12 protein-coding genes are annotated in these 14,188 nt (G+C 56.6%); 7 read left to right on the plus strand and 5 right to left on the minus strand.

Features of this window, described 5'->3' with window-relative positions:
• The first annotated feature begins 131 nt into the window (after positions 1-131).
• On the plus strand, positions 132-821 hold the full coding sequence (locus tag H3U90_RS02430) for an HNH endonuclease (RefSeq protein WP_232340507.1): 690 nt from the start codon (positions 132-134) through the stop codon (positions 819-821).
• An 89-nt stretch (positions 822-910) separates the two neighbouring features.
• Here the strand turns inward: H3U90_RS02430 and H3U90_RS02435 are convergent, their stop codons facing one another.
• Together H3U90_RS02435 and H3U90_RS02440 are read right to left on the minus strand one after the other, a co-directional pair.
• Complete coding sequence (locus H3U90_RS02435) at positions 911-2,344, minus strand: MDR family MFS transporter (RefSeq protein ID WP_198176891.1); 1,434 nt, start codon at positions 2,342-2,344, stop codon at positions 911-913.
• A 63-nt stretch (positions 2,345-2,407) separates the two neighbouring features.
• Entirely contained in the window at positions 2,408-2,857 is a 450-nt protein-coding gene (locus H3U90_RS02440; RefSeq protein WP_198176892.1) for a MarR family winged helix-turn-helix transcriptional regulator, read from the minus strand.
• A 389-nt stretch (positions 2,858-3,246) separates the two neighbouring features.
• Between H3U90_RS02440 and H3U90_RS02445 the strand changes: the two genes are divergently transcribed.
• Positions 3,247-3,684 (plus strand): MarR family winged helix-turn-helix transcriptional regulator, encoded by a 438-nt coding sequence (locus H3U90_RS02445; RefSeq protein WP_198176893.1) that lies wholly within the window; start codon positions 3,247-3,249, stop codon positions 3,682-3,684.
• Entirely contained in the window at positions 3,681-5,654 is a 1,974-nt protein-coding gene (locus H3U90_RS02450) for an ATP-binding cassette domain-containing protein (RefSeq protein WP_198176894.1), read from the plus strand. Before H3U90_RS02445 ends, H3U90_RS02450 begins: the two co-directional genes overlap by 4 nt.
• A 26-nt stretch (positions 5,655-5,680) precedes the next feature.
• Here the strand turns inward: H3U90_RS02450 and H3U90_RS02455 are convergent, their stop codons facing one another.
• The gene (locus tag H3U90_RS02455) at positions 5,681-6,214 is read right to left on the minus strand and encodes a GNAT family N-acetyltransferase (protein ID WP_198176895.1); all 534 of its coding nucleotides are present in this window, start codon (positions 6,212-6,214) and stop codon (positions 5,681-5,683) included.
• Between the two features lie 590 nt (positions 6,215-6,804).
• On the opposite strand from H3U90_RS02455, the gene H3U90_RS02460 reads away from it, so the two are divergent.
• Positions 6,805-7,425, plus strand: coding sequence for an isochorismatase family protein (locus tag H3U90_RS02460; RefSeq protein ID WP_198176896.1), 621 nt, complete (start codon positions 6,805-6,807; stop codon positions 7,423-7,425).
• A gap of 18 nt (positions 7,426-7,443) precedes the next feature.
• On the opposite strand, the gene H3U90_RS02465 is transcribed toward H3U90_RS02460, so the two are convergent.
• A complete protein-coding gene (locus tag H3U90_RS02465) occupies positions 7,444-8,190 on the minus strand; it encodes an SDR family oxidoreductase (protein ID WP_198176897.1) in 747 nt (248 codons plus the stop codon).
• 219 nt (positions 8,191-8,409) lie between these two features.
• On the opposite strand from H3U90_RS02465, the gene H3U90_RS02470 reads away from it, so the two are divergent.
• Together H3U90_RS02470 and H3U90_RS02475 are read left to right on the plus strand one after the other, a co-directional pair.
• On the plus strand, positions 8,410-9,333 hold the full coding sequence (locus H3U90_RS02470) for a glycosyltransferase (protein WP_198176898.1): 924 nt from the start codon (positions 8,410-8,412) through the stop codon (positions 9,331-9,333).
• 18 nt (positions 9,334-9,351) lie between these two features.
• Positions 9,352-11,397, plus strand: coding sequence for a DUF6541 family protein (locus H3U90_RS02475; protein ID WP_198176899.1), 2,046 nt, complete (start codon positions 9,352-9,354; stop codon positions 11,395-11,397).
• On the opposite strand, the gene H3U90_RS02480 is transcribed toward H3U90_RS02475, so the two are convergent.
• Positions 11,370-12,365, minus strand: a complete 996-nt coding sequence (locus tag H3U90_RS02480) for a glycosyltransferase (RefSeq protein WP_198176900.1) — start codon at positions 12,363-12,365, stop codon at positions 11,370-11,372. The genes H3U90_RS02475 and H3U90_RS02480 overlap by 28 nt on opposite strands.
• Positions 12,366-12,518: 153 nt before the next feature.
• Between H3U90_RS02480 and H3U90_RS02485 the strand changes: the two genes are divergently transcribed.
• On the plus strand, positions 12,519-13,844 hold the full coding sequence (locus H3U90_RS02485; RefSeq protein WP_198176901.1) for an MFS transporter: 1,326 nt from the start codon (positions 12,519-12,521) through the stop codon (positions 13,842-13,844).
• The last annotated feature ends 344 nt before the right edge of the window (positions 13,845-14,188 follow it).

Consider the following 14,188-nt stretch of genomic DNA (forward strand, 5'->3'; position numbering starts at 1 on the left):
AGTGTGACGACAATGGGCTGGACGTACAGCGTCTGGCGTCATTCCTGCATCGCACTCCGGACTCTGTTGCCTTGAAAATCTGGAACATCGCAGCCCATGACGTCAATCGGAGGGCCCAAGGCAAGGCGGGCATGAAGCATGGCAGTAAGCTGGATTCCCAAGTCTGGCAGTGGTACGCGGAGAATCCCGATGCCTTCATGGCAGAATGCCTCGATTTGCTCCAACACGCACTCCTGCAAGCCAACAAACAACACTTCCGCCCAGCACCGTTGGCCTCTGACCGATATTCCCCGCTCGAAACCGCAACAAAGCTCCTGCTTGACAAGCCCAATCCCGAAGGCGGCGAGCGCGAAGCGACCACGATTCAGCGGATCAACCAGTCCTACTTCCGCAATTCGCTGCTCTTGAACTACCAGTGCACATGCTGCATCACCGGCATGCAGATACCTTCAATGCTGATTGCCAGCCATATCAAACCCTGGAAAGCCTCAACCCCGACCGAGAAAACTGCCGCATCGAACGGCCTGCTGCTCAATGCCTTCCACGACCGAGCCTTTGACCAAGGGCTCATCTCCATCGACGACGATTACCACATCATGGTCAACCACGACGAGGTAAGGCACTCACCGATCAACGATCGATGGCTCTCAGCCTTCGAAAACCGAAGAATCACGTTGTCACCGATCAGCAACCCTCGTATGAATTTATCGAGTACCGCCACAAACACATATTGTTCACCGACACCGAAGGCTTCCTGCTCCCCGTATTTGGAAGCGCTTTTCCCTTCCCTATCGAATTCATGGCCTCACCCTGGGCAATAGTCGTTTTACGTCCGCAGCATTTCCCGCTTGCTAGTCAACCGAACAGCATCTGAAAGAGACTATCCAGTAAATGCACAAAATTTTTCCTCTTACTCAGTCGCAGTTCTATTCGGTTTAAGGAAGAAAGAGCTGCATAGACCGATTAGGGCTACGAGCATAAGGAAGATGAAGGCCCATTGGTAGCCCTGGTCGAGTGCCTGGGCTGACGTGGCTCCGCTGAGACTGCCGCGCTGAGTGCCGATGGTCACAATCATCATGGCTACGGCCGTACCCAGTGAACCGCCGACCTGGCGGACAGTCGAGGCAGCCGCGTTGCCATGGGCCGTGAGTTCTGTAGGCAGTGCGTTGATGCCCTCGGTGAAAGTAGTCATCATGACCAGCGCCACTCCTGCCAAGCGCAGAGCATAACAGGAGGCGATCACGATAAGACTGGTAGTGGTGCCGAACCATATCATCGGCAAGGTTCCGGTCAGCAGCACCGCGTATCCCAAAAGGGCGATTCTCCTCGCCCCGATTCTTTGGTAGATCAGACCAGAAAGTGGGTTGAATACGCCCATGACAATGGCTCCCGGCAGCATGACCAGACCAGAGGTGAGCGCGCTTGACCCGCGCGTATTCTGCAAGTACAGGGGAAGCACCAGCTCCACCCCGACCATGGCAATGTTGCTCAGGGTGCTCAGCAGACTGGTCAGGTTGAAGGTGGCATTCATGAAAACACGCAAATTCACCAGCGGAGACTTCAGATGCAGCTGACGCCGACAGAACAGGATTACTACCAGCACACCAGCCAGTAGCAATCCCAGGTCAAGCACTGACGCACCGCCCGCGTCCCCAATGGCCGACAGGGCGTACAGAATGAGCCCGAAGCCCAGGCAGGAATAAACTACGGAAGGCACGTCCAGCCGAGTTCTCACCTGGTGGTTGACCGTATAGACCAGGAAGAACGAGGCCACCAGAATCGCGGCGCTCAAGACAGCAAGCAGCACAAACAAGGCCCTCCAGGACCAGTGCTCCAAAACAAACCCCGAGAGCGTGGGGCCAACCGTCGGACCCAAGGCCACCACCAGGCCCACCATGCCCAGGGCCACACCGCGCCTATCCGGCGGGAAAAGCAGCAGCACCACATTCTGAATGAAAGGCATCAGCGATCCGGCGGCTATGGCCTGGATGATTCTGCCCGCCAACAGCAGCGGGAAATGCCCTTCGGAGAAGACACAGACCAGGGAGCCGGTCAGGAAAATAGCCATCATGGCCATGAAGGTGTGCTTGGATCGGAAGTTGGAAAACACCCAAGCCGATACGGGTATCATCAGCCCCACCACCAGCAGATAGGAGGTGCTCAGCCACTGAGCAGTGGATTGGGACACATGGAATTCCGCCATAATGGTGGGCAGAGCATTGTTAAGGAAGGTCTCCGCCATCAAGGCCAGGAAAGCCCCTGCCAAAAGCGTGCCCATCATCGCGGTGCGACTTCCCTCAGCCCCGCCTTGGCTGCCTTCCCTCTTGCGGCCATCCTTATTCATACCGCATCCTCTCCGTCCTTCACCGGCTCGGGCCGAAGCCTGCGTGATCCAACTAAAAGCAGATCAGGATTCCATGTTTCTAATGATTCGTTCCAGGTAGCCCACCAGCTGTCTACTCTCCTGCTCATCGAACCCTTTCAAGGCAAGCTTGCCCGTGGTCTCTAATACATGCCGGATCTCGACCTGGTGGGCGTTAAGCTCGCTCCGCGCCTGCCCGGTGAGCTTAAGAACCATCTGACGTCGGTCATCACTCTGCGGCTTTGCCGTCAGCCATCCTGCCTTGACCAGCCGTTTGACAACTCCCCGAACCGTAGGATGGCTCAAACGGAACCTGTCGCCCACCGTCTTCTGCGTCACCTCCAGGCCCTCATGCTCATACAGGTAATAGACCATGACAAATTGGGGACCAGTCAGATTGGGAAAGATGCTCCGCACACACTCATTCATGTGCTTTTCCAGCAGGGTGTTGGCTATTTTGACCAGTCCCTCTGGCCGCTTCTCCGAGAGCTCCAAAAGATACCGCCTCCCTAAAATGTAGCATGCTACATTATTGACAAAGAAGGCCCAGCTGTCAAATCAAAGAAATACAGAAACCCATCCAACAACTTCTTTAATACGAGGAGAGGAGGGCTCGAGCAAAAGAAGAGCCATAGCTCAGACTCTCCGACCGGTGGACATGCTGGCTTACCTGGCATTGGGATGTCAGCATCGTCGTTCTGCATAACAGAAAGGTCCAATTAAGCGTTCCATGAAACATCCTGTGCCATTTCAACAAAACACGGCGAATATCGAACCTCCTGAGACCTGACTTCATCGGTCCGATACAGTCAGACAATACCGAAGCCAGAGCATAACCAACTATCAGGGAGATAGATAGTTTTTAATATGATTTAGTTTCTATTATGAAACTAAATAAGCCGTCCTCCCTCCACGATGCTCTCATGTATCTGCAGTGCGAATTCGTAGCAGAGCGCAACAGGGTCAACCCGGGGAACATCACCTGGCTGCAGTTCGACATCCTCACCGTTCTGCGCACAGGGGCGTCCACGCCCTCACAGATTGGCCAACGGCTCGGCATGAGCCGGTCCAAGATCTCCAAGAACCTGAGCAGGTTGCGCGATCTCGGATATATCAGACAGACACCCGATACTCGTGACCGGCGCGAGCTGGAAACCAGCCTGACCCCGGATGGTCGGGGCATGCTCGGCATCATCGATCAGCAGCACAAGACCCTTGAGGAGGATGCCCGACAGGTCTGGTCCGAAGACGAGCAGGAAGAGTTCACAGCTCTTGCCAACAGGCTTATCGCCAAGCTGCGCCAGGAGCGAGTCGACCGATGAAGACCGAGTACATTGTTATTGATCGGGCCTCCACACACAACCTCAAGCAAGTCTCGCTGGCCATACCAAAGCGGGCCATCACCGTGGTCACCGGCCTGTCGGGCTCGGGAAAGTCGTCTCTGGTCTTTTCCACCCTGGCAGCCGAGTCGCAGCGCATGATCAACATGGATCTTTCGCTGAATCAGGGCGCCATCAACTTTCCAACCTTCCAGCCGTGCGGTTGGAGACTGACCAGGTACACGGATTCAGGCTATTTCGACAACGATCTGCCCCTACGGGAGTGGGCCAGCGGCGACCTTGACTTTCTGCTCTACGGCAAGAAGCAAAAACCGGCACACCCTGGCCCCGCCTGGCATAAGACGGCCATATATGAAGGATTGGTGCCCCGGATCACCAAGACCTTCATGAATCAGAGCAACGACAAATACCAGCATGAGCTCGAGCAAGTTACACGAATCGCCCAGTGTCCCGACTGCCAAGGGGCCAGGGTCAACGCCAAAGTCCGCTCAGCAAAGATCGGCGGACTGAACATAGCCGATTGCTCAGCCATGAGCGTGTCTGACCTGCAGGACTGGCTGGAGCAGATCCATAACGATCAGGCTGATACCATTCTGCAGGACCTGGAGCGCAAGATAGCCAATCTGATAACGGTTGGGCTGGGCTACTTGAGCCTGGAGCGCGGCACCTCTACGCTTTCCGGAGGAGAGGGGCAGCGCCTGAAAATCGCCAACTGTCTGAACAGCCCTTTGAATGACGTTCTCTACATCTTCGACGAACCAAGCGTGGGCTTGCACCCCCGGGACCTGACCGGGATCACGAAAATCTTCAAGGGCTTGCGAGACAAGGGCAATACGGTGGTGATCGTGGACCATGACCCCGAGCTCATCGCCATCGCCGACCATATCGTCGACATGGGGCCAGGAGCAGGCAAGGAAGGCGGACGGATCGTCTTTGAAGGGAGCTATCAGTCTCTGCTGGAAAGCGGCACAGCCACTGGCAGAGCTCTGTCAGATCCAGGCACTGTAAACGAACCGGCGGTGCCTTCGCAAGGCTTCTATGCAATAGACAAGGTCACTGCCCACAACGTCAGAGAAGCCCATGCCAAGATACCCAGGCATATGTTGACTGTGGTGACCGGAGTGGCCGGCTCGGGTAAGAGTACCCTGATCAAAGAAGGCTTCATGGCTCAGCATGATGCCATACTCCTGGATCAGAAGCCGATCAGAACCAGCGAACGTTCCAACCTGTTGACCTACCTGGGCGTCTTCGACCCGCTGCGCAAAGCCTTCGCCAAGGCCACAGGCAGGTCCCCCTCACTCTTCTCATACAACGCTGTCGGAGCCTGTCCAGTCTGCAGGGGCAAGGGGTTCGTCACCCTGGATATTGCCTACATGGGAGACACCAGCACTGTCTGTGAAAGCTGCCGTGGAACCAGATATTCAGTACAAGCCCTTTCTGCCAGATATCATGGTCTCAGCATCGCCCAGGTGTTGAAACTGACTGCCGACGAGGCCATGCACCTATATCGTGAGGTGCTGGGGCCAGCCATGAAGGCCCTGAAGGATGTAGGTCTGTCTTACCTATCCGTTGGGCAGGCCCTCGATACGCTCTCAGGCGGTGAGTTGCAACGCCTCAAGCTGGCCAAGCTGCTCAAGGAGGGGATTCGCGAAACCCTGATTTTGGATGAGCCCACCAGTGGCCTGCACGAATCCGATATTCTGCAGCAGATTGCGCTCTTGCGCAAACTCATCGCAAGCGAAGGACTCACTATCATCGCCATTGAACATAACCTGCGCTTCATCGTTCAGGCCGACTGGGTAATCGATATGGGCCCAGGAGCCGGAAGCGCGGGCGGCAAGGTGTTGTTCGAAGGGGCTCCACTGGCACTGATGCACCGCAATGACACTCCCACAGCCCGAGCCTTGAATGCCTATTTCGGCTTTATCAAGGATGCCGCGGTGCAACCATAAGCGGCTGTATTCGGATCAGCGCTAGCTCAGCAATCTTGCAGACGGCGCCTCTGCCTGCCATCCTGATCGAAATTGTCATCATCCAGCCAGGTCTCCAACCGCTCTTTCACTGCCGGCCATTCACTATCCAATGTGGAAAACCAATCCGTGTCCCGAGTGCGGCCCTTGTAGACCATATCGTTTCTGAACCGGCCTTCAGCCTTGAATCCCAGCCTCAGCGCAGCCGCCCGGGAGGGCGCGTTGAGGCTGTCGCACTTCCACTCGTATCGGCGATAGCCCAAGTCCTCGAAGACATGCCGAGCCATCAGATACTGGGCTTCGGTAGCCTGCCTGCTTCTCTGCAACTCCCGGGTGTAGATAACGTGGCCCATCTCGACGCTTCCCATATCCGCCCGAATGCGCATCAAGGCATACATGCCCAACAGGTCCGACAAATCATGAAGCTGCACATGCTTGCGTATATCCGCGTCCTTCAGGCCTGCAGACCGACCGACACCAAACTCGGGTGCAGACGGCTTGCGGAGAATAGCAAAGAAGAGAGGATCCCGACTGTCAGTCATGGATGCGAACCCTGAGTCGAATGATGGCCTGTCAGGGAAAAGATCGTGAGTGCTATAGGTCATGATGGATTCGTCGCAATCCGGACCAAAAATCCGCTCATAGAAAGCATCGCCTTGGTTGTCGTTTAAGGGCACTACCAGAACGGTCCTGCCAGTCAAGTTGACAGGCTCCGGCATCATGGCCCCGGCAAACGAAATCACGTCCCCTATAGGTTGCCCAAACTCATTGACTCCCATACCCGCGTCTCCTCCCTCGGAACGATGCTCGCTCCGTCATCGTACGGAAGGAGGCAGCCCTGGCAACACCTGCTATAACCCCGTACAATCCTGGCAATTAGGATACCAGGCAAGCACCCCCCAAAAGTCCGTATGAAACCGCCTCACGCAATCACACGTGTACTCTCCCTTTCCACCTCCTTTGTCATCCTGTCCACAGGATGCTGATTTGCCACAATATTTGTCCACATGCAACAAAATGGAAGGACTGACGCTTCTGCGAGAATTAGACTGATACCTAAGAGGAATGCTCGAGGAACATCAACTGGTCTTTTCTCTGCCTAACGTCAGCATCGACCAAGGGAGTAATCACCATGTCCAAGGCTTTGATCGTCGTGGATGTTCAACCGACTTTCTGCGAAGGAGGTGAGCTGGGAGTCGAGGGAGGCAACGCTACAGCCAGTAAAATCGCCGACTATGTCCACGGCCATGCTGGCGACTACGCCTACATGGCCACCACTCAGGATTGGCATATCGAACCCGGATCCCATTGGTCCGATCACCCGGATTTTGTGGACACCTGGCCCAAGCACGGCGTAGCCGGCTCACCCGGGGCGGAGCTGCACCCCAGGATTCGAGGGCTGGGCATCGCCCATCACTTCAAAAAAGGTCAGTATTCTGCCGCCTACTCCGGATTCGAAGGCATCGAAGACAACACCGATCGGATCCAGAGCAGGGACGAGTTCGCTGCAGCCAGATTATCCAGTGTCACCTTGGCCGACGCCCTGGCACAAGCTGGCGTCGACCAGGTGGACGTTGTCGGCATCGCCGAATCCCACTGCGTCAAAGAGACAGCCCTGGATGCCGCGAAACTCGGTTACCAGGTCACGGTCTTCGAGGATCTGACTGTCCCGGTCAGCGAGGATCAGGGCGTTGAGGCCCGAAAGGCCATGGCCCAAGCTGGCATTCGTCTGCTTTCCTCCAACGACGACTAAGGGCAGCGGCAGCGGAATTCACCAAGGCTGAATGGTGGGGCCTACGGTGAATTCCGATACATTGGTGTCCTCGGGCTGATCAATGGCGAAGGCGACCACCTGTGCCACCCGTTCGGGATCGATCTGGTAGCTGTCGTAGGTCTTGTTCATATCAGCCAGGGTCTGCTTGTCTGTGATGGTCCCCAGCAGTTCAGTCTTAATGGCCGCAGGGTAAATAGTAGAGGTACGGATGTGTGTTCCCTCCTGGGCGGACTCCATCCTGAGCACCTCCATCAGATCCCGCAGGCCCCACTTGGTTGCTCCGTAAACCGCTCCTTCCGGGTAGGCCTTGAGCCCAGCCACCGAAGAAGTGGCAATGAACTGCCCGTGACGCTGCCCGATGAACTCCGGCAGGGCCGCAGCAATGCCGTACAGTGCGCCTTTGAGGTTGACGTCAATGGTCCGATCCCACTCGTCCACATGGAGGGCCGACAAGGGCGAGTTAGGCATGAGCCCGGCATTGAGGAATACCACGTCCACTCCGCCGAACTGCTTCTTGGCGAAAGCCACGAAGTCCTCATTGGCCTGCCGATCGGTCACATCCAAAGCCATGGAGGCCGCCTGGCCACCAGCCTGAACGATGTCGTCGACAATTGTGTCCAGCCGATCCTTACGGCGAGCGCCCAGCACCACCTTGGCCCCTCGCTGTGCCAACAGCCTCGCCGTGGCCTCCCCTATGCCGGAAGAAGCTCCGGTGATAAGCACTGTCTTGTTCTCAACAGTCATAACAGTCCCACCTTTCCTTGATCTTCAATCGGCCTGATGGTACAACTTCGAGTCGCTGGAAGTGCAAGTCTTGCTACAGCCAAGTCCAAACCAACAATCGTGACCAAATGCGTGGCATGGGGCTGAAACTATTGAGAAGGACAGATCAGTCAGGACTGCACTGGCCGGGCACATGTAGAATCGACGCAGTAATCCACGAAGAAAGGCGGCCGCACTGCCATGAGCGCAAGGAACAAGAGTCGCACTCCTTTTTCCCTCCTGATGGCGGTCTATGCCGGGGACACACCCTCCTTCGTTGCCCGTGCATTGAAATCCGACACTATAGAACAAACCCTCATGCCCAATCAGGTCGTCATTGTGGGCGACGGTCCATTGGGTAAGGAACTAGGCCAACTGGTTGATCGGTATCCGGCTGAGCTGAAGAGACAGTTGCTTCAGGCCGACAGGGCCGAGGAAATGCCCGAGTTTACAATCGTGCGTCTGCCGACAAACAGAGGACTCGCCCACGCACTGAATCTCGGGTTGAAGTCCTGCAAGTACGAACTGGTGGCCCGGGCGGACAGTGACGACATCTCCCTCCCATCGAGATTCAGCATTCTCATCCCCCTGTTGGCCTCCTCGGGTTTAGACGCCCTGGGCAGCGCCATCCAAGAGTTTTCGGATGACGAACGCACTCCCGGACGGATCCGCTATCTGCCAAGCGGAGGATCCGAACTTCGGGCATATGCCACCCTGCATTCCCCGCTGCATCACCCCAGTGTGGCCTTTCGCAAGACAAGCGTGTGCAAGGTTGGCGGTTATCCTGAAGAATCCGGGCGCTTCGAAGATTATCGTCTTTGGGAAACCATGCTGGTCGCCGGAGAGCATATCGGCAACATCAAGGAACCTCTTGTTCTCTACCGATCCGATACGGCTATGTATCACCGCAGAGGCGGCATACGCATGTTTCGGGACGAGCTGCGCCTGCAAGCCGACTTTCTGCACGACCGCTTCATCAACCCCATACAATATGCAAGAAACATCCTCATTCGCGCCTGCTACCGTCTGCTGCCCGACCAAGCGCGCAGCTGTCTGTATGCCATCATGACCACCCTGCTCAACCGGTTCCATGGGAAGTCGGTGAGTGACAGCCGAAAGAGGTGAATCATGCAATCAACCCTGATGACCTGGCAACAATCCTTGCCGCTCTTGCTGTTCATCATCGCAGCCCTGTATCTACCCGGCTGCCTGCTGGTGGCAGCACTGGGCAACCGTAAACCCATCTTCGTGGCGGCGCTTGGCCCTGTGGCCTCCATCGCACTGGCCGGCATTGATGGCGTGCTCTTCCAGCCGCTCGGCATATCCTGGAGCTGGCGCTCCTACGGACTTTCGGCCGTAATGCTCATTGCCGTCATTCTTCTGACACACCGGCTTTCCAATCATTTTCTTATTTCTAATGGAGTTGGCCAAGAATCCTTGGCACTGACTACCCATGGCGGAAAACCCAAACCTCGATTGAGGCACTTCCTTCCGGCACTTCCGGCAATCATCGGCACAGCATTGGCTGCTTGCAACATCGGCATCAGACTGATACACGCCGCACCTTCGCCTGATCAGGTCACGCAAAATTACGACTCGGTCTTCCACTACAACGTAGTGGCACGAATTGTGCTCACCGGCCAGGCTTCATCACTGCATGCTCTTCCGCCCATCAGGGAAATATACCCAATCGCATTTCAGCAGTTCGCCGCCATGGGCGCGATGGCCTACAGACCTGCCACCTCAGTCAGCGCCGTCACCTGCACCTGGCTGGTCTTTGCTGCTCTGATATGGCCGGTCTCCATGCTCTTCCTGATCAGAATCCTGCTGGGCAGACATGCCTGGAGCGATCTGCTCACACCGGTACTCGCCTCATGCTGCGCGGGTTTCCCCTTCCTCTTGCTGGATTGGGGCACCTTGTATTCCATGTTCGCCGGCCAGGTCATACTGCCCGTCTTCGTCGCGCTTACCTGGTCCTGGTGTACAGACGGGTGGCGGGAAGGCCGCCGATCCCTAGCCGGCCTTGCCTGGATTTTTCTCAGCGTCGTTGCCGTTTCCTTCTGCCATTTCAGGGTCATGATGACCGGCGCTCTTCTTGTACTGCCAGTGATTCTCATCTGGCTGATCAGGTCAGGAAGGCAACTGGCCCAAACCAACAAGCACCGTTTCCGTCTAGTCGCCGGGCTGTTGGCTGCCGGATTCCTGATCCTACTGGCTACAGGCCTCAAAATCTTTCACAACCTGTACCTGCGTGGTCCTGCCCGGAAAATATCGGATCATCTCAACGGCGGCCCGGCACAACCCACGGAAGACCTGCCATCCGCCATAGTGCGCTTTCTGCTGGGACAGCCCATTGATTCAGGCAGCCGTCGGCTGCCGGTCTACTGGCCCCTGGCCCTGGCCCTGATCCTGGCCCTGATTGTCCTCTGTCTGCACCACAGCCGAAAGGACATGCTCCTAGTGTCCTCCTTCCTGCTGCTGGGCCTGGTCTTCGTCGCCTGTGCAGGCACCCACGCCGATTGGGCCAAGATCCTTACAGCCCTGTGGTACAAGGATCAACGCCGACTGTTCTCTGCCTGGCCTGTAGTAGCCATACCCATCATGGGCATGGCCTTGGAGCATGGCATAGGAGCCTTGAAAAGGTATACGCCTCAGGCTGAGAAAATGATATCAATGCCAATTATGATGTTGACAGCCACGGTAGCTGTTCTGATCTGCGCCGTGAATCCGCAATTGGACTCCATGGAGAAGACCTTGGGCTCAACATATGCCTTCGCAGCCAACAACGCCGATGCTCCGATGCTGTCAACTGACGAATTCCTGCTGATGAAGAGAATGGGCCGCCATGTTTCGGCCAGCGAACAAGTCCTGTCCGATCCATGGAACGGCAGCGGATACATGTTGGCTGTCGGTGGCACCACACCCTTCTACGCTCATCTGAATATGAACTGGGATCATGACCATGCCTACCTGGCCACAAACTTTGAGCGCATAGGCTCCGATCCACAGGTATGCAAGATCCTGACCGATCATCACATCGACTGGTATGCAGACATGGGCGGACCATACGTTGCCAACGACCCCCAGCATCAGATCTTCAATGGCCTTCATCCCGTTCCGCAAGCCCTACAACTGGTCGACAGCCAGGGTCGGGCGAAGCTCTACCGGATTACCGCCTGCCATCCCTGATCGACACGGTCTATCAGTGCCTGAATCTCGGGCTCCTGGGCAAACAGGTCGTGGTTGCTGCCAGGGTGTGTAGACATGCCGGCTTTGAATCCTCGAGACAAACAATGCTGGATCTGCCGCCGATCATGTGCCCTAATAAAGGTAAGAAGCCACCGTCTGCCAGTAGCAAGGAGCAGTGCCAGAAATTCAACCGTTGTGAAATTGCCCCTGCTGAATCGGAACATCCATATCTTGTTGCGCACCTCGTAAAAGAAGCGAGAACCCGGGTCGGCATCACTGGAGCCAAAGACCTTGGTCTTATGCCATACCCGACTGGCGGGAACGTAATAGCCGATACCCGTTTTCAGCAGTCTGGTGGTGTATTCGAAGTCGTCATTCCAAAGGAAGAAGGCGGCCCGTGGCAGGGTTCCTGCAGCTTGGATGGCCTTGACGTTCACCAGGCAAGAGACAAAGGACAAGGAGCGGACCTGGTAGGCATGGGCGCTGGCCTGCAACTGTGGTCTGCCTCTTCTGATCGGCAGACGCCGACGGGGCTTGTTCATCCCATGCACCCTGCCGTCAACCCACACAGCCTCAGAGCCTAAAACGGCCGGCCAGGAGCCGTTATCGGCTCGAGCCTCGGAGGCAGCATCAAGCAAACCGGACAGGGCATTGGGCTGGGGCACCACATCGTCATCCATCAGCCACAGGTAGGCTTCAGACTGAGGAGGAATCTTCGCCAGGGCCGCTGCCATGCCAGCCACGAATCCTCCTGCACCGCCCATATTGTGATGCAAAGGGATCAAGTCAGGCTTCAAGGGGTGTGACAAGACCACATCCACCGATCCGTCCACACTTGCGTTATCTACGACAAGGACTCGATCCGGCTTGCGGGACTGGCCACTTATGCCATCCAGGCACTCCTGAAGGAGTTTGGAGCGGTTGTAGGAGACAACAACAGCGACGACAAAAAACCTCATAGTCTGCATTGTAACGATAGGTGAAGGTCAAATATTGAACTACAATTAGTTCTTAAATTTCCCATAGTGGACATTCAGAACAGACGAGCCTCAGATCAATGGGAGCATACAAACCAAGCACTAATTGGCTAGTCCCGATTCCGCGAGAGGAAGGCCCCAGTCATGTCGACGACACCGACACAGCCCTCATCACGAAAACAGGCTGTTTATCCCTACCTGATTGTGCTGTCGGGCATCGTCTTCACGGCCATCCCGGTATCGCTGGTCTGCAGTTGTGCAGGCATCTTCTTCACTCCTGTCAGCAGCTACTTCCATGTTCCCAAGGCCGCATTCACCGGATATTTCAGCATATTCAGCATCACCATGGTCATCTTCCTGCCCGTAGCCGGATGGCTGATGCACCGCTACGATCTGCGCATCGTCCTGACGGCGAGCACCATCCTGGCCGGACTGGGTTGCCTGGGCATGTCCCGATCATCCGCCATGTGGCAGTTCTATCTATGCGGAGTGGTTCTGGGGATCGGTATGCCGCCCATCCTCTATCTGTCAGTACCCACACTCATCAACGCCTGGTTCCGCAAACGGGTCGGATTCTTCATCGGTCTGTGCATGGCCTTCACCGGCATAGGCGGGGTGATCTTCAACCAGATAGGCACCATGATCATCAGGTCCGCCCCTGATGGATGGCGGCGGGGATACCTGGTCTTTGCCATCCTGATTCTGGTGGTCACCCTGCCCTTCACCATTTTCGTCATTCGCGGCACGCCCGAACAGATGGGTCTGCATCCCTACGGCGCCACCGACCAGGAGCCTGCTGCAGCTGAGGCTGTCTCCAACAGCACAGCCACCGGAAGCAAGGACAAAAGAAGTCCAGAATCTGCCACGTCGACCGTGGGCATGACTGCTTCCCAGGCCTTGCGCTCCCCCGCTTTCTGGGCGCTGGCGCTCTTCTGCGGCCTGATAACCATGAATCAGACCATCTACCAATTCCTGCCCTCCTATGCGGCATCCCTGCCATCCATGGCGGCCTACACGGGCCTGATCGCCTCCTCCTGCATGGCCGGCCAGGCTATCGGCAAGGTCATCCTGGGCATGGTCAACGACGGCAGCATCGTGGGCGGGCTATGCCTCGGCATCGGCGGCGGCATTCTCGGCGTCTGCCTCATGGTCGCCTTCCCCGGATTGCCCGCACTCCTCCTGCTGGGGGCCTTCGCCTTCGGCCTGGTCTACGCCTGCACTACAGTGCAGACGCCAATCCTGGTCACTGCGGTCTTCGGCTCGCGTGACTACACCAACATTTATGCCCGGATCCAGATGGTGGGGTCCCTGGCCTCGGCCTTCGCCGCTCTCTTCTGGGGCGCCATCGCTGACCAGCCCCATGGCTACCTCATCATGTTCGGCCTGAGCATCCTGATTATGGTTGCGGCCTTGTTCCTGGGCATTATCCCCCTGAAAGGTATGCGAAAGTCGGCCACTCAAACCGCCTGACCGAGTCCTGCAACTGGCGGCCTCCGCAACATTCCGCTTTCGTCATGCATCAAAAGAAGGCGGAAGACCGCCGCTACTACCATCTGAGCCCCGTCACCGCTATAAGGCCATCGCGAGCCGAGGAGAAACCAGGACCGGACGGCAAGGGCCGAGTGTCTGCCACTATCACCAACCTCGGTCTTGACAGACCCGTGAATCATGAACTCTGCCGCCATCTACTGAGAATCCGAGTGCAGCCACGGCAATAATCCACAAGAGAAGAATTATTCATTCATCGGCCCTTCAGCCACATGCATAGACGACCGCAACATCTGCAAATGCAGCTTCGAAGAACCTGTCGGCCA

The organism is Bifidobacterium sp. W8103, from assembly GCF_016100775.1.
Classification (GTDB): domain Bacteria; phylum Actinomycetota; class Actinomycetes; order Actinomycetales; family Bifidobacteriaceae; genus Bombiscardovia; species Bombiscardovia choladohabitans.

What these genes read in the sequence shown, in the direction of transcription:
- H3U90_RS02430 (WP_232340507.1), top strand. Translation starts at nt 132, where the DNA reads ATGAAGCATGGCAGTAAGCTGGATTCCCAAGTCTGGCAGTGGTACGCG.
- H3U90_RS02435 (WP_198176891.1), bottom strand. Translation starts at nt 2,344, where the DNA reads ATGAATAAGGATGGCCGCAAGAGGGAAGGCAGCCAAGGCGGGGCTGAG.
- H3U90_RS02445 (WP_198176893.1), top strand. Translation starts at nt 3,247, where the DNA reads ATGAAACTAAATAAGCCGTCCTCCCTCCACGATGCTCTCATGTATCTG.
- H3U90_RS02450 (WP_198176894.1), top strand. Translation starts at nt 3,681, where the DNA reads ATGAAGACCGAGTACATTGTTATTGATCGGGCCTCCACACACAACCTC.
- H3U90_RS02455 (WP_198176895.1), bottom strand. Translation starts at nt 6,214, where the DNA reads ATGACTGACAGTCGGGATCCTCTCTTCTTTGCTATTCTCCGCAAGCCG.
- H3U90_RS02460 (WP_198176896.1), top strand. Translation starts at nt 6,805, where the DNA reads ATGTCCAAGGCTTTGATCGTCGTGGATGTTCAACCGACTTTCTGCGAA.
- H3U90_RS02465 (WP_198176897.1), bottom strand. Translation starts at nt 8,190, where the DNA reads ATGACTGTTGAGAACAAGACAGTGCTTATCACCGGAGCTTCTTCCGGC.
- H3U90_RS02470 (WP_198176898.1), top strand. Translation starts at nt 8,410, where the DNA reads ATGAGCGCAAGGAACAAGAGTCGCACTCCTTTTTCCCTCCTGATGGCG.
- H3U90_RS02475 (WP_198176899.1), top strand. Translation starts at nt 9,352, where the DNA reads ATGACCTGGCAACAATCCTTGCCGCTCTTGCTGTTCATCATCGCAGCC.
- H3U90_RS02480 (WP_198176900.1), bottom strand. Translation starts at nt 12,365, where the DNA reads ATGCAGACTATGAGGTTTTTTGTCGTCGCTGTTGTTGTCTCCTACAAC.
- H3U90_RS02485 (WP_198176901.1), top strand. Translation starts at nt 12,519, where the DNA reads ATGTCGACGACACCGACACAGCCCTCATCACGAAAACAGGCTGTTTAT.